Here is a 23,646-nt window from a genome sequence, read left to right on the forward strand (position 1 = left end):
CAAATAAATATGTCCAATGGAGGAATTAACATGACAATCGCATTAACAGGAGCAACAGGACAATTTGGTTCTATCGTAGCAGAAACCTTGCTGAAATCCGTACCGGCTGAGAAGCTTGTAGCCAGTGTAAGAAACCCGGAGAAGGCTGAGAGCCTGCGGGCTCGTGGAGTCGACGTCCGTCATGGTGACTTCGATCAGCCCGAGACGCTGGATGCGGCATTTGCCGGTGTGGACCGTCTGCTGATCGTATCAGCAGACGGCGACAATGATACCCGGATCCGCCAGCACAAGGCAGCAGTTGATGCCGCTGTGCGGGCAGGCGTAGGTTACATCGTGTACACCAGCGTTGGCCATGCCGACAACAGTACTCTGTTCCTTGCTCCGGTACACCGTGCAACGGAACAATTCATTATTGAGTCAGGCATTCCTTATGCCTTCCTGCGCAACAACTGGTATCTGGAGAATGAGATCGGCTCCATTCAGGCCGTTCAAGCCGGAGCCCCTTGGCTGACTTCGGCCGGCGAAGGCAAGGTTGGCTGGGCTACCCGCCGCGACTATGCAGAGGCAGCAGCCGTTGTTCTGGCTGGCGAAGGTACAGAGAACGCCGTGTACGAATTGTCCGGCAAGCCGGCAACCCAGGCAGAGCTGGCTGCAATAGTCGGCAGCGTGCTGGGCAAGGACGTTGCTGTGCAGCAGGTGGATGATGCCACCTACTCCAGCGTTATGGCCGGAGCGGGCGTGCCGGAAGCAGCGCTCCCGATTGTGGTCGCGATTCAAGCCGCGATCCGCGAAGGTGCTTTGGACATCGAGAGCGACGATTTCGGGAAGCTGCTGCAGCGTCCGCTCACGCCGCTTAGCGAAGGCATAAGTGAAATGTTGAACGGTGCGAAGGCGTAAACACTGGCCTGAACCGCACAAAGCCAGCCTGTCAATGATCAGGCTGGCTTGAATATAAGAAGAGTCTGCCCTCGCCGGTCATAACCGGAGGGCAGACTCTTTTTTGAATACAGGGCAGCAATGCCATGCCGCATACCTGCATAGTTAGTTAACTTAACAGTTCATCGAAATCTGGCCAAATAAGCTACCCTTCTTTTAGCAGGCTTGATTTGGATAATATGTGGCGGATTTGCAATTCTGCGAATGACGATTACAAGTGCAATGAACAAGGCAATCCCGGTAAAAACCATTACCCAGACGGGGTTAATCAGGCCCAGTAAATAATAAAGAACACGAACCCTAGCTTTCAAAATGCGACCTTCCTCAATAGGTTCAGTTTGAGCATTGATTGAAAGTTTAGTCATAACAGCCCCTACCCCCAGAATGATTAGCACAAAAAATAAGGGCTTTAAGGAAGCTGTGACGCTTGTTAGCTGCTTTTTGTTAAATTTATATTCACTACCCATATGTATGTGTAATAACCTGATGAAATCTTCGCGAATGTCGGGATCCGTAATTACGATAAAGTCAGTCTCTGTTTTTCCGAAACTAGATCTAGTTACAATATTCGTAAACATTCCCTTTTTGTTCGAGGATACGGATTCAATATCCCCGATTGAAAATATTTTTCCATGACGGACTTCTGCCGGAAAATCCTCTCCTCTCGCAAGTGCTTGGACGACAAGTGCTTCGTTCTCTTTTCCAATCTCAGAATAGATGTACTCCGGTGTCAAAATATGAAATTCTTCCGCATTGCTCTCGATCAACTTAAAATCCTGGAAAAAATCGCTCATACCAACCTCCTAAATAATGTAATACATTATTTAATCGGAAGTTATTATAATAATTGTTAGTTTCTGTATTTGTGTACTCCTTCTCAAGGAACTATTTCATAGTAGTAGCTGCCTGCCTATCCATCAGTATGATTATCGTGGCCTTTCCTTCCTCATCATAGACTGTTGAAACCATATATATGCCTCTGAGCGCTTCCCCCGAGAGCGAATTCAACTCCTTTACAGAACTTTTCACAAGTTGACGTGTTACTGTATCGTAGTAATAATCCATATAATTCTCAGCATTCTCTATCGCATATTTCTCTCCATACAACTCTTTAATACCCGCATGGCTCATGCCGGCTTCAGCTCCCCGGGCAGTTCTATATACCCCTTGGGATTCTTTCCGCAGCGCTATGGATACGACCTTATCATCCCTGTAGATCACGCTCACTCCGGGATCATATGTATACGAATTCGGAATCCCTTTATTTCCGGTCCCCAGCACCTTCTCCGCATCCTTGCGGCTCATGCCGTAGCTGACGCGTTCCTTGCTGTTAACCGCCTTGTAGATGGCCATATCCTGCTTGGTGAAGGTATCCGGCTCCATGGTGACGGGCTCGGCATTGCTGCTGCATCCTGCCAGTACAAGAAGTAGAAGAGCTGCTGTTAATAAGGTATAAGTTCTTTTGAGAGTCAAGTGTTTTCCTCCTATAGATTGAATTTAAGATTTCCCATTTTGGCGAGGACGTAACTGCGGTGAATATTTGGAGTTCCGGCCGCTGTTGTCCCCAGATTTCTTGATATAACCTGCTATACGCGGTGGAAATCCGGTGACTGGTTATGCTTCCGAAGCGAGCTTTCCTATGGAAAGCTCATTCAGCCGTTTTTGTTACAGCACGAAATAATTCTCCAGCAGTTCACGCACCGCCTCGCGAAGAGACGATTGATGCTCTGGATGAAGCAGCTCCTGGGGAACAAGGATATAGCTGCCGGAATTGCCTTTTAAATAGCTGTAGATGATTTGAGCTTCGTCAATTTTATGGCGGTTGACCGCTTCCGGCGGTTCCGGTGTGAACTGGGTGAAGGTCTCGGCAATAGCGGATTGGATGCCGGCTTGCAGCTGCGCCATATCCGGATGTCGGGTTTCCAGCTTGGCCCGGAAGAGAATGCGGCTGCCTTTTATCAGAATAAGCTTTAGAAGTTGTTCGTTCACCGGCTCCAGGACGGCGATGTTCTGGTTCTCTGACGTGAAACGGGTAACCTTCTCCTTCTGCAGCAGGGACTGGACAGCTCCGACATAGTCGCGGTATTTGGCCGCCGCCTCGAAATCATATCTCTCCGCCGCCTCATCCATTCGCCGCTCCAGATCCTCAAGGATACCCGTGTCCTCTCCATTCAGCAGGGCGATGATCTGGTCGATAATGCCATTGTATTTCTCCAGCGCTTCTCCGCCTCCACACATCCCGATACATAGGCCCAGAGAATGGTTGAGACAGAGCGTCTGTTTGGCATGCGGACTGCTGCAGAGGATCTTCTGACATTCCTTAATACCCTGCACCGCACGTTCCACCGTGCTTCTGCTTGTAAAGGGACCAAAGGATAGGCTGTTCTCAGCCTGTCCTGGATCATAGCCCACTTCAAGCTGCCGGTAGGCGGTATCATTGCGAATGGTGATATAAGTGTAGGCGAGCGGATTTTTCATTTTTTTATTGTACATCGGCTTAATTTCCTTAATGAGCTGGCACTCCAGCATAAAGGCTTCAAATTCCGTATCGGTCACTCTATATTCAAGATCCCTGATGTTGCTGACCAGCCGGTTTACCTTGGGCGAATGCCCCTTGGAATTGTAGAAGTAGGACTGCACCCTTTTCCTCAACTGCTTGGCTTTGCCGACATAGATGATATGGCCGAGGCTGTCCTTCATCAGATAGACTCCGGGCGATAAAGGGAGGGCTGCCACCTTTTCTGTTAGATTCATAGGCATGAAATCTCCTCCGCTGATTACGTTCTCTAGTAGAGTCTAGTATAAACGATGCTATTGGCGGCGGCGACTGGAAAAGTCCGATTTCTGCTCTACGGTGTGAGAAATATGGCGATGTGATATAACCCACAAAGGCTCCCGTCAAAACCCCTTATCATTAAGGATATAAAATATAAATTTCGACAAACTGGGGGGATTTCATGAAATATTCAATCGGGGAGTTCGCATCCATTCTAGGGATAACGGCTGATACGCTGCGGCTGTATGAGAAGCATGATATTGTCAGACCCATGAAAGATCATCATAACAACTACCGTTATTTTGATGATTTGGATGCCCGGAATCTGCTGTCCAGCCGGTGGTACCGCAGTATGCAGATTCCGCTTCAGGATGTCGCCGAGCTTATTAATGATGCGCCTTCGGAGCAGGTAGTGGAGTCGATCGCCGCCGCGCAGCTGCAATTGGAGGCGGAAATCAGGCGCAGCACGATGCTGCTGAACAAGATCAATGAGATCCATAAGGAGCTGAAGGTAATCAGCCATTCTTTCTATAAGTGCCGGATCAAGCATCTGCCGGGAATATACAGAATCCAGCAGACGAACAAAAATCATTTGCTGCAGAAGGATTGCCTGAAAAGAACGGTCCAAGCCTGGATGGAGCTGCTGCCCTTTACGTTCTATTCCTTCCGGATTGAAAATACGGAAAGTATCTACAGGAGCGCGGAGCTGGATTACAGCTGGGGCTTGGCCTTGCTGGAGGAGGACCAGGAGAAGCTTGAAGTGAGCCTGAATGAAAGTGTTGAATATCTTCAGCCGGCGACCTGCATATCTTCGGTGATTGCAACCTCTTGTGAAGAGTACATCGAACGGAGTGCTTTTCAATTCATGCTGGATTATGCCGAAGAGCACCGCTATGCCATCACGGGTGACATTATCGGAAAAATTCTGTTCACAGAACGAAGGAGCGGAACGAACAAAACCTATCTGGAGATTAATATCCCGATCTAAACTTGCCTATTGAATAACAACCTGACTGCTTCTTCAAAAAGCAGAGGGTTTCCCGTCCTACCCCCCACTTTGAGAAAAGTTTCACATATAATTCATTGACCTTGGTGCTGCACCAAGGTTTACACTCTGGACATACGCATGGGCGGTCCGGGAAGAGAGAAATAAGGACGGCCACAAAACTATACTGGGGGCAAATAAGCAATGCGCAAGCTATCCATTACCAAAATATTCATGTTATCGCTGTGCCTGGTCATGATCCTGTCGATCATCGGAGGCTGCAGCGGCAATTCAAGTGAACCGGCCGCTTCGGAGCAGCCGTCTGCATCGCCTGAAGCGACGCAGCCAACAGCCGATTCGGGTGAAATCCCGGCTTCTTTCAAAGCGGGAACGTACAAGGCGGAAGCTGATGGCAAAGACGGCAAAATTCAGGTGGAAGTTACACTGGATGCAGCCCAGAAGATTACGGACATTCAGGTCGTAAGCCAAAATGAAACAGCAGGCATCGGCGTTGAAGCTATCAATAAAGTGAAGGAAGAAATCATAGCCGGTCAAACCTTGGCCATCGATGCCGTCAGCGGCGCTTCCGAATCCAGCACAGCGATCCTGACTGCTGTTGAAGATGCGTTGAAGCAGGCAGGCGGCAATGTGGAAGCCTTCAAATCCAGAACTGTTGCCAAAGCCGGCGAAGGCAAGACAGAACAGCTGGCCGCCGATGTTGTCGTTGTGGGCGCGGGTGCCTCTGGCGTGTCTGCGGCGGTATCCGCAGCGGATAAAGGCGCAAAGGTCATTATTATCGAGAAGACGGCAACGATCGGCGGAGCGAGCAATTTATCCTGGGCGGGTAAATTCTACAATTCCTCTGCTGCCGTCAGCAGCGGGCTTAAGATCAGTGTGGAGAAAGAAATTTCCGACTGGATCGTCAATAACCATTGGCGTGTGGACGCCGCGGCGATCCGCCAGTATGTGACGAAGTCCGGGGATACTTATGATTGGCTGAATCAAAAAGGCTACAAAACCACCTTTATCAATTTCGCAGGTGAACAGCTGCATATGCTTCCGGCCTACGAGACCCGCCAGGACCTGCTCCGGGCGATGCTGGCAGAATCGGTGGAGAAAAAAGGCGGACAGGTTATCACAGAAACTACGGCCAAGAAGCTGATTACAGGCAGTAATGGAGAAGTGACCGGTGTAGTAGCCGAGAAGGCAGACGGTACAACGCTGGAGATTACCGGCAAAAGCATCGTGATGGCCACCGGCGGTTATGCTGCCAACAAGGAAATGGTTAAGGAAGCCTTCGGGTTTGAGGGCATAAATGGCGGACTGGGCCAGAATATCGGCGAAGGCCTGGAAATGTCCTGGGCTGCCGGGGCCAAGGTTCCTGATAACTTCGGCGGACAAATGCTTCACCAGACGCTGGCCAGAGCAACAGAGAAGCTGAAGACACAATATGAGCCGTTTGAGGCCAGCTACCCGCTGATGCTTTCCTACCTGCCGAACTTCATGAATGTAGGCTCGTCCGGGGCGAGATTCAGAGACGAAGCGGCTACGCTTACTGCAGTGGCAGCCGCCAATACGAGTGCATTTAACGGTGCCTATCATTACGTGATTGTCTCCAAGTCACAGATCGACGCTTTGAAGGCTAAAGGGATGAACGGTGTACAAGCACCTAGTCTGCCGGGAATGCCGCCGGAATTCTACGCAACATTTGCGAAGCAGTTCACGCTGGAGAACCCTTGGAAGGATGCGGACAAAGTCTTTGACTCCATGGTAGAGAATGGAGATGGCTATAAAGGCAGCACCATTGAAGAGTTGGCTAAGAATGCCGGAATGGACGCGGCTGTATTCGCAGATGCCTTCAGCAAATACAAGGAAGCGACCAAGACAGGCGTAGATACTGAATTCGGCAAAGCGAAGGACTATCTGCTTCCTATGGGAGAAAGCGGTCCGTACTATGCAATTATTGCCGAGATCAACAACTTGGGCTCTGTCGGCGGGTTGCTCGTCAACACCCAATTCCAGGTGTTGAACGACAAACGTGTGCCTGTTAAAGGCCTGTACGCTGTCGGACTGGAGTCGGAAGGCGTGTTGTTCAACGATACCTATGTTGGTAATGGTGTCGGCATCGGCTATTCATTCACTTCCGGCCGTCTTGGCGGTGAAGATGCTGCCAGCAGCGCTTTAGGGAAATGAGTTTCCCCAATACTTTTTAATCAACCATTTCGGCTAAGCGCCGGGGTGGTTTTTTTGCGGATTCAGCGCAGTTACGACGGCACTGTTGGTTAGTCTTATAGATTTTGCCGGGAGCTTGCACGGTTTAATAACTCTTTCTTATGCGCCGATAAATAGGGTATAGTGCATTGTTTATGCAGGAAGGAGGAATGCTGAATGAACATTTCAATATCAAGAGTTCAGCGAAGCTCAATTAAAAGACCGCCGCAGTCCAAGATCAAGGATACCACAGCAGCGCCCTCCCTTGGCTTCTCTGAAACCTTGGCTTCCGTTACGGCTATGACTGAGGAACAGGCGCAGAAGATTAGGGATATTTACGACTTTACAGTCAGTATCGAAACCATCCCGGCAGATGATAAGGACATTACCAAGCGAGGTATAAGCGGCAGCCTGCAGGAAGTGGTGGTGGCACCAAACATTCTGCATCTAATGAGCAAGGACCCTTCCATAAAGAAGAAGGTTTACGGTTATATTGATAGCTATATCCATGAAGATTTGAAGAGTCTGGCCCAGATGGAAGAGCTGCATGGGGTCACAGTGACAGGGCACAGTCTGATTATACACAAAGATGGTACATATACGGTTTGGTCTGCATCAGTAGCTTCTCCCGGGGAAGTGGAGAAAGGCAGACGAATCGAGGCAGATAAGCTGAAGGAAAAAGCGGAGCAGGCACATATTGCTGCAGTAGCGCGGAATGAAACCGAATGGGTCATGCCGGAGGGTAGCGGGAAGCAGCCTGTTACCCAGCCAGGGGAGCCAGCGCTTCCTGCTGCCATCAGAGCTCTGTCCTCCAGGGATTTGCTAAAGCTAAGTTTGCTGATCAGAAACAGCAAGTCAGACAAGAGGCAGTAGAACAATAGCCCAACCCTCCGCATAGCATATAGCACCATCTTGCTTGAGGAGGAAAGGGGGCGCCAAAGATGATGAGCATTCAATTATCTGCGGTTCACTGGGTGTATCTGGTCTTTATTGTGTTTATTATGACGCTGCTGATCAGGCGGCGCGATACAACGATGATTTGTGTGACCGGGATTTTTGCCCTGGGGCTGCTTGCAACAAGTACGCTCAGCGGTTCGGTGTCGGGAATCTTCAATTCATTTGTCTATGCGACCAAAGAGCTGATGAGCACAATTATGATCATCTCCATTATTGTGGCCATGAGCCGGATTCTGAGGGCTACCGGCATTAATGAAACGATGGTGGCTCCGCTTACCCGGTTTCTGCGCACACCAGCGATGGCCTACTGGGGGATCGGGCTGATTATGATGGTTACCTCGCTCTTCTTCTGGCCTTCACCTGCGGTGGCGCTGGTCGGGGCGGTACTGCTCCCGGTGGCTGTCCGGGTGGGTTTGCCCGCGCTTGGCGCAGCGATGGCGATGAACCTGTTCGGCCACGGGATTGCCTTATCCGGTGATTATATAATTCAGGGGGCACCGAAGCTGACCGCAGATGCCGCAGGCCTTCCGGTGTCCAGTGTTATGGAGGCGAGCCTGCCGCTCGTTATAGTGATGGGACTGGTCACTACGGTCACGGCGTTCTGGATGATGCGCAGAGATCAGAGAAATGGAACCTGGAGAGACGGGCTGGTGTCGGTCAAAGGTTCTTCAGGTCCGTTGTCAGCAGGAGCGGAGGAGACCGCTCCGGTATTGATGAGCCCCGGTCTGAAAAAAGGGCTGGCAATCACCATCCCCTTACTGTTCCTGCTCGATGTAGTGGCGATGTTTATCCTTGACTTGCAGGGTGGCGATGCTACGGCCCTGGTTGGCGGAACCGCCGTGCTGATCCTGATTACGATCACTTTGCAGGCCCATCATAACCAGGGGCTGGAGAAAATCACCTCTTACCTGATCGAGGGATTTATCTTTGGTTTTAAAGTATTTGGCCCGGTCATCCCCATCGCGGCCTTCTTTTATCTCGGTGATTCGGCCTTCACCGAGCTGTTTGGGAACACACTGCCCGGCGGCTCACACGGCATCGTGAATGATCTTGGCGTCGCCCTTGCAGCGCACGTTCCGCTGAATGGCGCGGTAGGAGCCGTAACATTAACGGCGATCGGCGCGATCACCGGCCTTGACGGCTCCGGCTTTTCCGGCATCTCGCTGGTCGGCCCGATTGCCCAGATGTTTGCCGCCGCGATTCATTCCGGCGCGGCGACCTTGACCGCCCTTGGACAGGTGGCCGCCATCTGGGTCGGCGGCGGTACACTGATTCCGTGGGCGCTCATTCCGGCAGCCGCCATCTGCGGCGTCAGCCCGTTCGAGCTGGCCCGGCGGAACCTGAAGCCGGTGCTGCTGGGCCTTTCGGCGACGACGATTGTCGCCATGTTCCTGATGTAGATATTGTGTATAAGAAAACCTCCCCTTATCCATGCTAAAGAGGATCGGAAGCGTGACAGAAGGGGGAGTATTCAACTTATGAGGCACTATGAATCCAGTTTGCGGACGAACAGCACAGTGGACCAGGCACAAGATTCTGTGACCAAGCTGCATAACTCAGTAACGCAGGCTTTAAGCCATCCGAATGAACAGACTCTTGCCCAAGCCGGGAATAGTCTGGAGCATGCCGAAAATGCAGTCAAGCATGCCCCGGAGGGTTCGGTGGGCGGCCATGGCGTTGATCTAACCGAAGAAAGACTACAGGATGAGAAGGAAAGGTTAGCCGCTCTGGAAGTGCAGCAGAGCCAGATTAAGGATTAGAGCCCAGCTCAATGATGGTGTTTCCCAGGCAGTATGTGCAGCCGCAGGCATTTCCGGTGAGTCTCCGGAAATGCCTGTTTGGCTTGACCCGGAAACGAATAGTAGGATGAGGCAATCAATAGCCGTTAATTCGGTTATAAAGATAAGAGGCGCTGTTGCGTGTGGATTTTGTACGAAGTAAACTCAGTGAAGAAACGCTCACAAAACTTTTAGGAGGTTACCCTATGCCGGAAACTGCCGAAGGCTTGCCACGCTTTGAAACGGCTGCGGAGCTGCAGGCCGCACTTGCCGTAATTGTAAAATGGGAAAAAGAGCAGAACAAGCTGATGATTTGGGACCGGATCACCCGCTTGCCGTTCAAGCTATTGGACAAAATCACACCAAAGGTGATACACGAGAAGCTGGGCAGGCTGCTGGATGAACTGGGCAGTTATATCCAGAACGGGGGCAACTATCTGGTGGCTGGACGTAAGGTGGGCTCGCTCCTGGAGTCGTCCAGCCGGGCTGCCGGGGGAAGCGAGAAGGGACCGTTTCCGCTCGCTGTGATGGATGAGGCCGCATTGAAGCTGAGTCAGAGCAGCCGGAATGTAGCAACGGCGCAAGGGGCTACAACCGGATTCGGGGGTTTCTTCACGCTTGCTGCCGATATTCCCGCTATCTTGGGCCTGTCGCTGAAGGTCATTCAGGAAATCGGTCTATGCTATGGCTATAATCCTACGGACAAGGCGGAACGGATTTTCACGGTCAAGGTGATGCAGTTCGCGTCTTCGGATATTGTGGGGAAACGGACGATTTTGCAGGAGCTGAATCTGCAGGCCGGAGGCAACGGCGATATCACTGCCGGAGCGAATGCTGCCGTCTCCAAGATCCAAGGCTGGAAGGAGGTTATTACGGTCTACCGCGATAACTGGGGCTGGAAAAAGATGCTCCAGGCCGTTCCCGTCGCCGGGATGTTTTTTGGCGCATATCTAAACCGGAAGGCGCTGGAGGATGTGGCTGAGGCCGCGCGGATGCTGTACCGTAAGCGTAGAATTATCGCCAGGCTGGCTGAAATGGAATAAATCAATGGTTATAGATATTTTTTGAATAGCTGAGTTGAGATAACGCTAAAAAGGCAATAAATGCAGCCGCTGCAGGCTGCGTTTATTGCCTTTTATATTCTTCACTAAGTTCGTCTGCGTTTTAATTAAACGACAGCCCTTTGCCGCCTACAGGCTTGAGCTTTGTGGACTCCACACCGGCAATCAGCGGCATGGCGCGCTGAATAGCCGCTTTGGTAGTTTCCAGGCTGAGCGAGGCCGCATGTGCCTCCGGATTGCTCCATACCTCGGTAACCCAGAGAATATCCGGTTCGGTCTCCGAGAAATTGATGATGTAAAGCTCACACTCTTCGACAGTCTCAGCAGCTGCCGTGCTTTCCAGCAAGATTTCTGCCAAAACATCACGTTTGCCGGGTTGTGCAGTAAATTTAGCGTACATCCCATATTTGCTCATATGTATCACCCCAGATTCTTATTTTAACAGAAGCGGTTAACTTTCAGAATTCCCTAGATCCTCTATTTTTTTTATAATTGCCACTGCATCCGAGGTAAATAAAATATAAATGTTGGACTGTGTTTTAATGACAACCCTGTCCGTTGTGCCGTAAGGAGTACCGATTCGAATGGCATTTTTTTCGGAACCGCCATAAGTATCGTCCTGTGTAACCTCCACAATCTCCGAAAGAGGTATTTCAAACTTTGACAGCTGCCACTTGATCACATAATGCCAACTGAAGACTCCATACTATAATATACAAAATTAGATTTTTTTTCAGTTTATATTTTTATAGAGCTGGCTGGTCTCCGGTATATAAGCATTCAAAGGATCGCTTGAGTCTCCTTGCCCACAGCCTGTCCGATTCTTGCTTATTCCCGCAGGAGTTACTATGATTATGCTATTAACTTCAGGGACACAGGAATACAAATTCATCCCTCTTTGAGAAAAATATCACGAACATCCGGCAGAACGGATCAAGCAAGGGAGTGGACGGTATGGAAAATAATAACTGCGGAGTTTTGCGCGAAGACTTAATAGGTCAGGCCGAATCGTTCATCCGGTTATGCTACGGGGAGCTGGAGAAATCCGAGCCTGAGATCCTTGAGCGGATATCGGCCATACATGAAGAAGTGCTGCAAAGCGGTACTTATAAGCATACCGAAGAAGAGTTGACACATGGAGCAAGGGTAGCGTGGCGGCATAACAGCCGCTGCATCGGGCGTCTGTTCTGGCATTCGCTCGAGGTGATTGACGCACGCGGGAAGGAAACCGCAGAGGAGGTGGCCGAAGCGCTGCTGGCCCACATGGAGCGGGCCAATAACGGAGGACGCATCCGTCCGGTGATGACCGTGTTCCGCAGCGGTGAAGATCCTGCGAAAGTGATCCGCATCTGGAATCATCAACTGATCCGTTATGCCGGGTATCCCGGGAATGGAGAGGATCCGCGCGCTGGCGACCCAGCGTCCGATGCTTTTACTTCGCTCTGCCGGAAGCTTGGCTGGCAAGGGACCGGCGGCGACTTCGATGTGCTGCCGCTCGTAATCAGTATCGGCTGTGAACAGCCGCGTCTGTTCCCCATTCCTGAGGGAATCGTGCAGGAGGTTCCGCTAACCCATCCGGAAATCGAACGTTTCCCGGAGCTTGGGCTGCGCTGGTATTCGGTGCCGATCGTTTCGGACATGCAGCTGGAAATTGGCGGGATCCGGTATACAGCTGCTCCTTTTAACGGCTGGTATATGGAAACGGAGATCGGTTCCCGCAATCTTGGTGATACCAGTCGCTATAACCGGCTGCCGGCTGTAGCGGATCTGCTTGGACTGGACCGTTCGACCAATACTTCGCTTTGGAAGGATAGGGCTCTGCTGGAGCTTAACTGTGCCGTATTGCATTCCTACAAGCTGGCCGGAGTAAGCATAGTGGATCATCATACCGCTGCTGATCAGTTCGTCCGCTTTCAGGAGCAGGAGAAGCAGCGGGGGCGGGGAGTATCGGGGAAATGGCATTGGCTGATCCCGCCAATGTCACCCTCGGCTACGCCAATCTGGAATGACAACAAGCTGAAAGAGCTTAACCTCAGCCCGCGCCTGGTCTACCAAAGTTCTGCTTATGCAGGGTGGCTGAAGGAGGCGGATGGTATGCTGAAAGGTGTGCAGGAGGGCGCGCTGGAGGGTACGCGAGAGGGTGCGCAGGGAGTGGCGCTGGAGGGTACGCAAGAGGGAGCGCAGGAAGGGGCGCTGGAGGGTACGCGAGAAGGTATGCGGGAGGGGGCACTAGAGGGTACGCAAGAGGGTGCGCGAGAAGGTATGCAGGAGGGTACGCAAGAAGGTACCCGAGGAGGTACGTATGTGGGGGCACTGGAAGGTGCGCGAGAAAGTGCGCGAGAATGTGCTCAGGAGGGTATGCAAGAAGCTGAGCAGGAAGGTAGGCGAGATAGCACGGGGCATACCAGTTCTACCACTGCGGCGGGCCTGGACATCATGGAGCATCGGAGCGAAGAAACTCCTGCTGGACCTGAACATGCAGCGGCGGAGATGGCTTGCCCTTTTCACCACCAGCAATAGTTCCTCCGGGCTATCAGCTTCTCGTTTTCTTTAACTGCATCTCATACATCTAAAAACCAGCATTTTGGAGCAGTATGGGAGATAGCTGTATTCTGTACAATTATTTAGGGGTGATTTGGGCAAAACGTTGCTCTTCGCCAATTCTAGTTGTACGAAATACATCTATCTCTAAAAAAGCTCTATTGTACCCCTGAATAGTTGCAGTAAATACATTTATTTTGAAGGGGGCACCATAAGTTGATTCAGCGTTCATCTGCAAGTGTGGTGTCGGACAGAATGCTCAGCAGGGGATATCCCAAGCGTAACTATAATTCGAAGAAGACTTGCGGACTATTTCCTAAACGGCACTCTGGCTGCAAGTGATACGGACATTTCCATCCAGTCCTCCACCCTTGCTAATGACGACAGCCACACGAATTGTAAAGGTGGAACAGCCGGCTAGACTTTTAAAATACGGGCTTGATTATTTAAGAATTGGAGTATATACTTCTAACCAATAAAGTGATTGATCAATAACCACCGATTGAGGCGAGAATCACTTCACTATTCATCAGAAAAGGAGGCATAAGGCCATCATGAACAAACAATCCAGTACGGTCCGGTCTAAGGCAGCTGAAGCGACCTCCGTTAACCGGCGGGAGCAGATTTTGGAGGCGGCGGTTGTGGTTTTTGCCGAACTTGGTTATTACCGGGCGACCACTGCACAGGTGGCGGAGAGAGTGGGCATCTCCCAGCCGTATATTTTCAAGCTGTTCAAGAACAAGGAGGAACTGTTTGTAGCCGCACTGGACCGTGCCTTTGAGCGGATTATCCGTACCTTTAAGAGTGTTGAGGCTCCTGCAGATCAGCTGCTTGCGGAAACAATCCGGGTATATGAGCAATTGATGGAGACCCATCCTAATGAGATTCTTCTGCAAGTGCAGGCATTGGGCATCCGTGATGAAATGATCCTCCGTGCGATGCAGAAGGGAATGCTTGAGGTCACCAGTCTGGTTAAGGGGAAATTTGTGGCTGCCGGAATGGAGCATCCCGAGGTTGAGGTCAGCACTTTTATGGCTAACGGCATGCTGTGCAATATCGCAATGGCGCTGGGAATGCCGGAACTAAAGCCAAAGCATCTGTAAGCACCAGCGAGTACTAGGGTGAGTTTGGTTAGTGACCAGGATCTAAGGGCGGAGTCCCTTAGATATTAATGAATTTTAGTTAGTGATTAGCCCATAACAAAAGTGCCCTGTTAGAAACTAAAGTACTAAGGAGCAACGGTATCTTGAGCCGCTCATCAACTGGTTAAATAGTCAATCGCCAAGCATTAGACTCCATCGGTATGCCGTATGGCAATATGGTTAAGTTAAGTACCCGAATCGCCGTAACGCCGATCTCATAGCCTAGTGCTAATCCGAATCCCCGTAACGCCGATCTCATAGCCTAGTGCTAATCCGAGTGGCCGTAACGCCGATCTCATAGCCTATTGCTAAAGCCGATTCGCTATCTCGCCGTATCACCCTAAAGCCAATCCTCCTGATGGTTCGTCAGCATGGTGTTCCGGACACCAGAGCTCTTATTTCGGAGAAATTCCTGTTTGCAGCAGTGATCGGACCTCAGTGCAGCTATTGTTCACAATAACACTCAATTTGTTGATTTTCACACTCAATAAGTGCACCTGAGTCCGAATGGAAGTCAAATAGACTTCGAACAGCAAGATAACGTCTCTCCAGTCCGTGACAGTCAGAAACCACGAAAGTGTTTAATTATTGATTAATCACTACCCAATCCGTTGAAGCCAAGAGCAAGAGCAAGAGCAAGAGCCAAGAGCCAAGAGCCAAGAGCCAAGAGCCAAGAGCCAAGAGCCAAGAGCCAAGAGCAAGAGCCAAGAGCCAAAAACCCAAACCCAAACCCAAACCCAAACCCACTAATCAGGAGGTAATTAAAATGTTAAACAAAGCTGTCGTGTTAGGTGCAACCGGAGGAACAGGAATGGTCATTATTGCCGAGCTGCTGAAAAGAGGGGTGGAAACGGTCGCCTTTGGGCGATCGTTGCCAAAGCTGGAGCAGCTTGCAGCGAAGCTGGGGAATCCAACAGGACTCCGCTTGAAGACCGGCAACGTATTTAAGGCGGGCGATGTACAGGAGGCCGCGCAGGGGGCTGATGTTATTTTCCATTGTGCTTCGGTGCCTTATCACGAGATGAGCACCAAGCTGCTGCCGATGGGGGAAGCGGTCTTGGAGGCGGCAAGCAAGCTAGGGACCCGGATTATTGCGGTGGACGGCATTTATCCGTACGGTAAAAGACGGAATGAGCAGCCGATCAATGAGGATTATCCGAAGAATCCGCATACCCAAAAGGGGAAAGTCAAGCTTGAGTTTGAGCGGATGTTCTTCAGCCCGCGCTGGAATCGGGCCAAAAGAATGATCGTCCGCTTGCCCGATTATTACGGGCCGACCGCCAACGAGGCATCGTATCTGGGTTCGACGCTGGAGGCGATTGCCGCCGGGAAACCAGCGATGTTCATCGGAAATATGAGCGTTCCGCGTGAATACGTCTACCTCCCGGATGCCGCAGTGATGATGGTGGAGCTGGCGGGCAGGGAGGAAGCGTACGGGCAGAATTGGAACATTCCAGGTGCGGGCATCATCTCGGGTAAAGAGATTGTCCGGATAGCCCGGACGGCTAGCGGATCATCAAAACCGGTTATACCCGTCGGTGCCGCCGGCTTGTCGCTGCTGGGACTGTTCATCCCGGTCATGAAGGAGATTGTCGAGATGCTCTATCTAACGAAGGAGCCCCTTATTTTAAGCGGCAGCAAATATGAACGTACCGTCGGGCCGATTCCGGCCACACCGTTTGAACAGGGAATTACGGAAACGATCCGCGTGCTTAAGGCCCGGCAGAATAAATCTTTGTGAACACGCTTATAAAATACATCAAAGCCGCAGAAGATAGAAATAGTCAGGCCACTTGATCTGTGATACTATTTATTTCTATATACAAGAGGGAAGTGAGCACGAATGATCAGCATTACCATCCCGGCACCGGATGTTACGATTACCAAGCAGGAGAATCCTGTGCTGAGCCATGTTTACGGATTTACGGATTTCCACCTGATTACGCGTGAAGCCGGCGGTATCTTTATGTTCTATAACGACAACGACGAGCTGTTGTTTGTAGGCAAGGCCAGAAAGCTGAGACCCAGAATCAAAAAGCATTTTGAAGATAACGTATCCGTAATGAAGCCCCATCGCGACGAAGTCACCAAGATTGAGGTATGCCTCGTTGAGGATCCGGTCGACAGAGAGATTTACGAAACCTACATTGTGAACAAGCTGAAAGCCAAGTACAATGTGGAGAAAGTCCTGTATAAATAATGAATTTAGGGCAAAAGGCGTGGTCCAATAGGGCTGCGTTTTTTTGTGCGAAAAATCCGGCAACCGCGGAAATCCGGCCTGCTGGCGTGGTTAATCCCTTCTGTGGCAACAAATTGGGTCTTTAGATGTATTTAGGAAAGTTAGATATTAAGGCTCACTTACATCCAGGACAAATCATCTATAATAAACTCGTATATGCTCGACATTTTTTGACATTTATAATGAGGTGATTTATAGATGGCTGCTCCTTTTTTTAAGAAAAGAGACGCGGTGGACAAAACGCCGAAGCCGGGCATGGTTCAAAAGGTACAATTGGCAGAAAGTCCTCCTGAAGATTCGGAAAGCTATGAAAAGAGTGACAGCCAGAACAGCCTGATTTCGACGGGCAAAGCACAGCTGGACAAGAAATCACTGGATTTGATTTTTGCGGTTGAACAGATGATTCAGGACCGGACACATGCCGAGACGAATAACCGTGAGCTTCAGGACCGGCTTGCGCATTCCAGCGGACATGTGGAGCGGTTGAACAAGGATCTCAAGAACCTCAACAAGGTGATTGAAGACCGGGAGAAGAACATTATGGAGCTGGAGCAGAAGCTGGTAGAGCGTAATCTGAAGGTGGATCAGGTGCTGGAGGATTACCGCGAGCTTCATATCACCTTTTCTGCAGAAATGGATGAACTCAAGAGCACCATTGATCTGGAGCAGCAGAAATACGTTAACCTTGTGCAGAAGCACAATGAGGTCCATGCGGAGAAGCTCAAGAAAATGAATGAGCTGGAAGAGAAGATCGGACGTCTGGAGACTGAAAATGGCCATCTTCGACAGAAATACGAAATGGTCCGGCAGGAGAAAGCCTACCTCTCCAGCATGATCAGCGATTTCACCAACCGGATGACAGCACCTTTTGGCGGCAGCAGCCTGCCTGCAGAGCGCAGTGATGAGAATGGGGATACATAATATTTATGCCAGTTGAGGAAAAAAGCGCCGCTCTGATGATAGAGTTGCTGTCGCTTGAGCACGGGCAGGACGGTTATCGGATGGAGGTAGGTCTAACCCGCAGCGGTGCCTTTACCAGACAAATGGTCCACATAGATGAACTTACATATCTGCAAATGAACGCACTCCCCCCTTTTGAAGGACAGCGGATTCGGCTGTCACTGTATGCGAAGTGGGATCCCTTCCGCCAGACACATTTCAGCTCGCTTATCAAAATGAACCGGACTTTCAGCGAAATGCTGTATTTCGCCTGCTCCGAGGAATATATCTCCTTACTTCATCGCTTGAAGCAGCCGGAAGAGGCAGCAGTGATTCCTTCCCCGGCGGTAGCGGCAGTACCGAAACCGGTTAAGCGCAGCAGTTCCAGGGCTGGAGCCCGGTCAATTGCCCTGAGAGGACTTGTGTTGAGCCTTCTGCTGATCGTATTCTTGCTGCGTATGGACGATGGACTGTTCTCGGACAGTGCCGAAGCGAAGGTGGAAGTCACCCAGTCTGAGGCTGGTGCTCATAGTTCCGGGCAGGATGACAACTTGTCTGCTCCTTATGCCCCTGTGGTGCGGCTGACTTCACTTGAGAGCAGTATAGCGGAAGAAGCCACGGTACCAGTAGTGGATGAGAAAGAAGTGCACAAGCTGCTGTACGAGGAGATTGAGCTTGGCGGAGACAGCTATGAATACGCCTTGCCCAAGGGATATGTGGCGCTCTCCTTCGATGATGGCCCTTCGAAGTATACCAAGGAGATCGTGGATATTCTGCAGGCGGAAGGCATTGCGGCCAATTTTTTATTTATTGGACAGAATGTGCTCCACTACCCTGAGGAAGTAATCTATGCGGATACGCAGGGCATGGCGGTCGGCAATCATTCGTGGGATCACAGCGTCATGACCAGGAACAGCGGTGAAGAGAACCGGAACAATCTAAGTCAAGTTAACCACGCGCTGGCACAGCTCATCCAGTCTCCGGTAACGGTCTTCCGTCCTCCGTATGGAGCGGTGAATGAAGAGCTGGCGGCTGAAGTTGGCAGACAGCATATGAAGGTGCTGCTCTGGAACCGTGACCCTGAGGATTGGAAGGCGGACAGCCCGGAGGAGATTCTTCATTATTTCCGCGCAACCGATCCGTCGGGCGGCATCTATCTTTTGCATGAAAAAAGCATAACCGTAAAGATCCTCCCTGAAATCATCCAATATCTTAAGAGCAAGGGCTTGAAATTCGCTATCTTTAAATAATCCGCAGGGTTAGAGCGTGTCCATTGTAAATGGGTGCGCTTTATACAATCCTTCTCCGGCTTATAATCATCGGTGGGGACTTCCCCCATTACCGCAATTTGACGTTAAGCCCCAAAGAAAAAGACCATTTCAACGACTATAACAAGTTCCACAAGGTAATTTCATAAGAAATTCAGAGCTGTCCCCTAACTTCCCCAAATTTTCAAAACCGTATTTCTCAAAATACTTCATAGTTTCAGTCGTTTCCGTCCATAATGAACCCGGAATATTTAGGTTACCTTGAATTTGCAGAAATGCCTCCATTAACTTTTTCCCTTCTCCTTTACGGTATGAATGGAGATGAAGTAAATCTACGATTTGTGGAGAGTTATAGTGCTTTAGAAACTTTTTATCCGTTCGATTCAGAGCAACGTGCATAACAGCGTTCAGGTTCTTGGACATTAATCCAACTGAAGGCTCATTTGGATTAAAGGTAGGAACGATGAAGAAATCTTGTTCACCTTGTTTCATGATTTCTTTAATAAAGTTAGTTTCGAGAACTGGTGTTTTTTTTGTACTAATTGCTTTTTTAAATTCAGTCATCATTGCATTTGTAACTTCAATAGCCTTTTCTTGGGTCAATCCTTTAATACAGCCTTAAATCTAGAGTGCGAAGTTGATGCCTGTGACATATTAAGTCTCCTTTTGAAATGTTAAGTTTATAACAGTAATTCATATATTCGAGATTAGGTGAAATTATCCTCTGTTTGCCCGGCACCTAACTGTAGACAGTTTGCTTGATGGGAGTGCAGCAGACATGATGCCGTCATGCCCTCCCTGATCTTCCGGCAGGCCCTGCCATACACTGGACAAGGCTTTTTGCTGGAAGTAATTTTGCAAGGGCTGCGGCAGCTTTATGTGGATGGGCCGGCGGCCTGATTTTGTTTATTTAACTGGGCCACAGGCAGGGATTCCCCTTGTTTTAATAAACGAAATTTGAGACAATAAGTAGATGTTGTTGGAAAAGTCCTGTCAAGGTAGAATAGATTGAACTTAAAGTTTTGAAAAGAGGATATGAAATGAATAAAGAATCCATTTATGGATTAACATTGGATCAACTGGCGTCATGGCTATCGGAGCGCGGCCACAAAAAGTCCCGTGCAGCCCGGGTCTGGGACTGGATTTACCGCAAGCGGATTACGGATTTCACGGAGATGTCCGATCTGAATAAGGATTGTGTGCAGCTGCTGTCCGAGCATTATGTATTTCAAACGATGGATGAGCATGTGAAGCAGGAATCGGCTGACGGTACGATCAAGTTCCTGTTCCGTCTAAAGGACGGCAATCTGATTGAAACGGTACTGATGCGGCAGAAATACGGCTTGTCCGTCTGCGTCACCACTCAGGTCGGCTGCAATATCGGCTGCAGCTTCTGTGCGAGCGGACTGCTGGCGAAGAGCCGTGATCTGTCCAGCGGCGAGATTGTGGAGCAGATTATGAAGGTGCAGCAGCATCTCGATCAGGCCGGACTGGGGCAGAGGGTTAGCCATGTAGTAGTGATGGGGATCGGCGAGCCGTTCGATAACTTCGAACATTTGCTGAATTTCCTGACAATCATCAAGGACCACAAAGGGCTGGCGATTGCCGGCAAGGGCATTACCGTCTCGACAAGCGGTCTGGCCGACAAGATCAGAGAATTTGCCGATGCCAATATGCAGGTCAACCTGGCGATTTCTTTACATGCGCCAAATAACGAGCTGCGGACACGGATTATGAAGATCAACCGTGCGATTCCTATAGAGAAATTAATGCCGGCGATTGATTATTATCTGGAGAAGACGAACCGGAGAATTACACTGGAGTACATTCTGCTGAAGGACATCAATGACCGCGAGGAGCATGCGCTGGAGCTGGCAGAACTGATCGGCGACCGGCGTCAGCTGGCCAATGTCAACCTGATCCCATACAACCCTGTGGATGAACACAGTCAGTACCAGCGGAGCGAGCGGGAGTCGGTACGGGCCTTTTTTGACACGCTGAAGAAGCAGGGAGTCAGCGTCAGCACCCGGCTGGAGCATGGCACGGATATTGATGCCGCCTGCGGCCAGCTGCGCAGCAAGCAGATTAAGAAGACCAAGGACAGCAGCGCGGATAAGAACGGGGTAGTAGCCGGGTAAGACTGGAGACCATTTTCAGCAGGTTGCGGACGGTCTGGTTAGCAGGACATAATCCCTTCCATCACCTGCTAAGGATTTTTGTGATACAATAGCTTGGCAGTGATTAGGAAAGAAGGTATGCGTTGTGCTGACATTTACAAGCTACACCGTGGAAAATTTAAGAGACCCATTCGGTATTTTAAGCGGCAAGCGATATGAGTTCATGATTAACCTGGATGTGCCGGAAGAAGATGAACTGTACGAAGAGAACGGGGTATCGGCCCGCGTGATTTTCAAAGTTGAGGAAGAGAAGAGCGCCATCGTCAGTTACGATCTGCTGGAAACGACGACAGGCCGCGTTTTGGATTTCGATATGGAAGAGGACGAGGAAGCAGCACTGGCCTTGTTCTGTACAGAACATCTGCCGGAGTAAGGAAGTATGCAAGGGAAACCCTGTGGCTATCTGAGGAAGTAAGACGGGTTCTGCATAGGAAAGGGGGGCTGCCACTATGGCAGCTCCCTTTTTGCAACATATAACGACTATAGGCAGCTGCCGACATAATAATGAATCTGTTTATTCCACCAAGGCCAGTCATGGTTCACATCGTGGCCCCAATAGTCAAACCGGGCAGGGATCTCCTTGCGCTGCAGCAGTTCCTGCAACAGGCGGGTTTCATGAAGCATTTCGTCCTCATAATCGCCCTGGCCGACGCAAATGATGATGTTGCTGTCACGGTATTGCTGCAGATAATAATCATCCTGAAGTCCCGGCAAATAGTGGAGCGGAGAGTTGAGGTAGACGTTGTCGCTCATATAGTCGCCAAAGAAATAATAGGTGGAATAGACGCCGCTTAGGGCGATCAAGGTATCGAAATATTGCGGATAACGGAAAAAGAAGCTGGCACTGTAGTATGCGCCCATGGAGCAGCCGGAGATGAGAATGCGCTGGTCACTGCCGCCATTGTTCCATTTGCTCTGGTCGAGAATGCCGGGGATCAGCTCCTGCGTGATGTATTTGTCATACTGCTCATGCCGTTGCACTTTGTCCTCGTGATTCCAGTGGGCAGAGAAGAAGGTCTCCTCATCAATGCTGTCGCAGGCCCAAATCTGCAGCTTGCCGGCCTCAATGAATTCCGAGAGCGTCTGGATCATGCCCGAATCCTCGTATTGATAGAATCTGCCGAGTGACGTAGGGAAGACCAGCATCGGTTTGCCGGCGTGGCCGTATATTTTATACTCCATTTCCCTGTGCAAGTTATGGCTGTACTCCTTATGGTAGCTTGTCCTCATCCGTTAACACATCCTATCCCTCTTCTTGTTGAATATAGTTCACGATGTCTCTGACATCCTCTAATGCGGCGGAACGGAATTGATAGGCGCTGTTCCCCATAGCTCTGCTGAATACCTCTTCGATCTCGGCATAATTCACGATCTTATCGCCATAGGTGAGGTAGATGTCTTCATGGCTGTGGGTGTAATGCTTATGTTTCTTGCGGCTGGCGTAGCCGGTATAATATTTGCCTTCATAGGGTCCGTCAACCTCGTTATGTGCGATCATGCTGGCCCATTCCTTATAGATGTCCACGTCGTACGAGAAGTTTATGGCATCGGTCATCCAGGCGCCGGGCGGACGCATATTTACTTCTAGAGCGATAATCCGGCCATCTTTATTCGACTTGAACAGCTCGATGTGGAAGAAACGCTCTTTGATGTCAAAAGCCTTCAGAATGCTTCTGCCCGCCGCCTCAACCTCCGGACTAATCTCCCGCAGACAGAAATAATACAGATGGTTATCGGTGTTGACGACCTCCATCACGCTGTTCTCGAACAGATGGCTTACGGCAAAGCGCACTTCACCATGGATATCGACCAGTCCGTCATAGGTCAGAATGACCCCGTCAATGAACTCTTCGATAATAAAGGGGACCTCAGCGGGTTTGGTGTCAAAAAATTGCTTCAGCTCATCCTCATTATTGATCTTGTAAGTCATGCTGGCCCCGGAGCCGAGATCGGGCTTTACAACAAGCGGAAAGCCGGCTTCACGGATGAACGCATCGACGCTCTCCCGGGTGGTTCCGGTGGAGAACTGCACGGTGTTGACGCCGCTTTTGCGGAAAAATTCCTTCATCTTGGACTTCTGCTTCAGATTGTAGACGAAATCGGTCTTGGTGCCGTAAATGTTGAAGTCACTGCGGATGGCGGCATCCTGCTCCAGCCAATATTCGTTCAGCGACTCGAACCGGTCAATCTTGCCGTATTTATGTGTGAAATAACCTACCGCCCGCAAGATCTCCTCGTAATTTTCCAGATCACTCACTTTGTAATACTCCGTCAGCGCGAGCTGCAGCTTGTCCTCCAAGTGTGCATATTCGGCATCACCAATCCCCAGCACCAGCACACCCTGACGCTGCAGCTGAGTACAGAAATCGGCGCTGTTCCTCGGGAAATGAGGGGAAAAGAAAATAAAGTTCACGGCGATCAACCCCTTTGGCTGGAATATAATTCCGAGTTAAATTGTATGATTAATTTAATTTAATTTATCAGGTCCATCCCTATCCGTCAATGTTTTTGGAGAGTTAAGAGGGATTCACTCCTCTTCGGCCTTGGCATCTTCGCATTTGTGCCGGGTAAAGGAGGAGGAGGTAATTTTCTTTTCTTCTTCGCATGTTTGCGCAATATGGGGTAAAATACAATAA

The 23,646-nt window shown here is 50.2% G+C and carries 22 protein-coding genes and 1 pseudogene; 15 read left to right on the top strand and 8 right to left on the bottom strand.

Annotation, left to right across the window (positions count from 1 at the left end; all coding sequences use genetic code 11):
* The first annotated feature begins 30 nt into the window (after positions 1-30).
* Positions 31-897, top strand: coding sequence for an SDR family oxidoreductase (locus tag AC3WT9_RS22450; RefSeq protein WP_341380142.1), 867 nt, complete (start codon positions 31-33; stop codon positions 895-897).
* Positions 898-1,058: 161 nt separating this feature from the next.
* On the opposite strand, the gene AC3WT9_RS22455 is transcribed toward AC3WT9_RS22450, so the two are convergent.
* The 3 genes from AC3WT9_RS22455 to AC3WT9_RS22465 form a co-directional block, all read right to left on the bottom strand.
* Positions 1,059-1,730 carry a hypothetical protein gene (locus AC3WT9_RS22455; protein WP_341097185.1) on the bottom strand — a complete coding sequence of 224 codons (672 nt, stop codon included), beginning with the start codon at positions 1,728-1,730 and terminating at the stop codon, positions 1,059-1,061.
* Between the two features lie 91 nt (positions 1,731-1,821).
* Positions 1,822-2,409 (bottom strand): hypothetical protein, encoded by a 588-nt coding sequence (locus tag AC3WT9_RS22460; RefSeq protein WP_341380140.1) that lies wholly within the window; start codon positions 2,407-2,409, stop codon positions 1,822-1,824.
* Between the two features lie 192 nt (positions 2,410-2,601).
* On the bottom strand, positions 2,602-3,690 hold the full coding sequence (locus tag AC3WT9_RS22465; protein WP_341380138.1) for a UvrB/UvrC motif-containing protein: 1,089 nt from the start codon (positions 3,688-3,690) through the stop codon (positions 2,602-2,604).
* Between the two features lie 203 nt (positions 3,691-3,893).
* Here AC3WT9_RS22465 and AC3WT9_RS22470 point away from each other — a divergent pair, with 203 nt between their 5' ends.
* The 6 genes from AC3WT9_RS22470 (at position 3,894) to AC3WT9_RS22495 (ending at position 10,686) form a co-directional block, all read left to right on the top strand.
* Positions 3,894-4,700 (top strand): MerR family transcriptional regulator, encoded by an 807-nt coding sequence (locus AC3WT9_RS22470; RefSeq protein ID WP_341097181.1) that lies wholly within the window; start codon positions 3,894-3,896, stop codon positions 4,698-4,700.
* A gap of 201 nt (positions 4,701-4,901) precedes the next feature.
* Entirely contained in the window at positions 4,902-6,890 is a 1,989-nt protein-coding gene (locus tag AC3WT9_RS22475; RefSeq protein ID WP_341097179.1) for an FAD-binding protein, read from the top strand.
* A gap of 195 nt (positions 6,891-7,085) precedes the next feature.
* The gene (locus AC3WT9_RS22480) at positions 7,086-7,781 is read left to right on the top strand and encodes a DUF6033 family protein (RefSeq protein WP_341097177.1); all 696 of its coding nucleotides are present in this window, start codon (positions 7,086-7,088) and stop codon (positions 7,779-7,781) included.
* Between the two features lie 71 nt (positions 7,782-7,852).
* Positions 7,853-9,265 carry a hypothetical protein gene (locus AC3WT9_RS22485; protein WP_341380434.1) on the top strand — a complete coding sequence of 471 codons (1,413 nt, stop codon included), beginning with the start codon at positions 7,853-7,855 and terminating at the stop codon, positions 9,263-9,265.
* Between the two features lie 78 nt (positions 9,266-9,343).
* The gene (locus tag AC3WT9_RS22490) at positions 9,344-9,625 is read left to right on the top strand and encodes a hypothetical protein (protein WP_341097175.1); all 282 of its coding nucleotides are present in this window, start codon (positions 9,344-9,346) and stop codon (positions 9,623-9,625) included.
* Between the two features lie 224 nt (positions 9,626-9,849).
* The gene (locus tag AC3WT9_RS22495; RefSeq protein WP_341380135.1) at positions 9,850-10,686 is read left to right on the top strand and encodes an EcsC family protein; all 837 of its coding nucleotides are present in this window, start codon (positions 9,850-9,852) and stop codon (positions 10,684-10,686) included.
* Positions 10,687-10,807: 121 nt separating this feature from the next.
* On the opposite strand, the gene AC3WT9_RS22500 is transcribed toward AC3WT9_RS22495, so the two are convergent.
* Together AC3WT9_RS22500 and AC3WT9_RS22505 are read right to left on the bottom strand one after the other, a co-directional pair.
* Entirely contained in the window at positions 10,808-11,119 is a 312-nt protein-coding gene (locus tag AC3WT9_RS22500; protein ID WP_341380134.1) for a putative quinol monooxygenase, read from the bottom strand.
* A 36-nt stretch (positions 11,120-11,155) separates the two neighbouring features.
* On the bottom strand, positions 11,156-11,386 hold the full coding sequence (locus tag AC3WT9_RS22505) for a SunI/YnzG family protein (protein ID WP_341097170.1): 231 nt from the start codon (positions 11,384-11,386) through the stop codon (positions 11,156-11,158).
* Positions 11,387-11,658: 272 nt separating this feature from the next.
* Between AC3WT9_RS22505 and AC3WT9_RS22510 the strand changes: the two are divergent.
* The 6 genes and pseudogenes from AC3WT9_RS22510 to AC3WT9_RS22535 form a co-directional block, all read left to right on the top strand.
* Positions 11,659-12,771: pseudogene (locus tag AC3WT9_RS22510) on the top strand (nitric oxide synthase oxygenase); the annotation flags it as partial.
* A gap of 1,028 nt (positions 12,772-13,799) precedes the next feature.
* Positions 13,800-14,348, top strand: coding sequence for a TetR/AcrR family transcriptional regulator (locus AC3WT9_RS22515; protein WP_341097166.1), 549 nt, complete (start codon positions 13,800-13,802; stop codon positions 14,346-14,348).
* Between the two features lie 805 nt (positions 14,349-15,153).
* A complete protein-coding gene (locus AC3WT9_RS22520) occupies positions 15,154-16,128 on the top strand; it encodes an NAD-dependent epimerase/dehydratase family protein (RefSeq protein ID WP_341380129.1) in 975 nt (324 codons plus the stop codon).
* Between the two features lie 102 nt (positions 16,129-16,230).
* A complete protein-coding gene (locus AC3WT9_RS22525) occupies positions 16,231-16,587 on the top strand; it encodes a nucleotide excision repair endonuclease (RefSeq protein WP_341097160.1) in 357 nt (118 codons plus the stop codon).
* A gap of 237 nt (positions 16,588-16,824) precedes the next feature.
* Positions 16,825-17,547: a hypothetical protein gene (locus AC3WT9_RS22530; protein ID WP_341380128.1), complete on the top strand. Its 723-nt coding sequence runs from the start codon at positions 16,825-16,827 to the stop codon at positions 17,545-17,547.
* Between the two features lie 5 nt (positions 17,548-17,552).
* Positions 17,553-18,815, top strand: a complete 1,263-nt coding sequence (locus tag AC3WT9_RS22535) for a polysaccharide deacetylase family protein (RefSeq protein ID WP_341380127.1) — start codon at positions 17,553-17,555, stop codon at positions 18,813-18,815.
* A 129-nt stretch (positions 18,816-18,944) separates the two neighbouring features.
* On the opposite strand, the gene AC3WT9_RS22540 is transcribed toward AC3WT9_RS22535, so the two are convergent.
* Entirely contained in the window at positions 18,945-19,436 is a 492-nt protein-coding gene (locus AC3WT9_RS22540; protein WP_492407954.1) for a GNAT family N-acetyltransferase, read from the bottom strand.
* Between the two features lie 437 nt (positions 19,437-19,873).
* Here AC3WT9_RS22540 and rlmN point away from each other — a divergent pair, with 437 nt between their 5' ends.
* Complete coding sequence (rlmN, locus tag AC3WT9_RS22545; protein WP_341097154.1) at positions 19,874-20,971, top strand: dual-specificity RNA methyltransferase RlmN; 1,098 nt, start codon at positions 19,874-19,876, stop codon at positions 20,969-20,971.
* A gap of 124 nt (positions 20,972-21,095) precedes the next feature.
* Complete coding sequence (locus tag AC3WT9_RS22550) at positions 21,096-21,383, top strand: DUF6509 family protein (protein WP_038597869.1); 288 nt, start codon at positions 21,096-21,098, stop codon at positions 21,381-21,383.
* 107 nt (positions 21,384-21,490) lie between these two features.
* Here the strand turns inward: AC3WT9_RS22550 and AC3WT9_RS22555 are convergent, their stop codons facing one another.
* Positions 21,491-22,240, bottom strand: a complete 750-nt coding sequence (locus AC3WT9_RS22555; RefSeq protein ID WP_341380123.1) for an esterase family protein — start codon at positions 22,238-22,240, stop codon at positions 21,491-21,493.
* A 13-nt stretch (positions 22,241-22,253) separates the two neighbouring features.
* Positions 22,254-23,423 (bottom strand): ATP-grasp domain-containing protein, encoded by a 1,170-nt coding sequence (locus AC3WT9_RS22560; protein WP_341380121.1) that lies wholly within the window; start codon positions 23,421-23,423, stop codon positions 22,254-22,256.
* Positions 23,424-23,646 lie beyond the last annotated feature (223 nt).

The sequence above is a fragment of the Paenibacillus sp. EB106-06-01-XG199 genome (assembly GCF_058791575.1).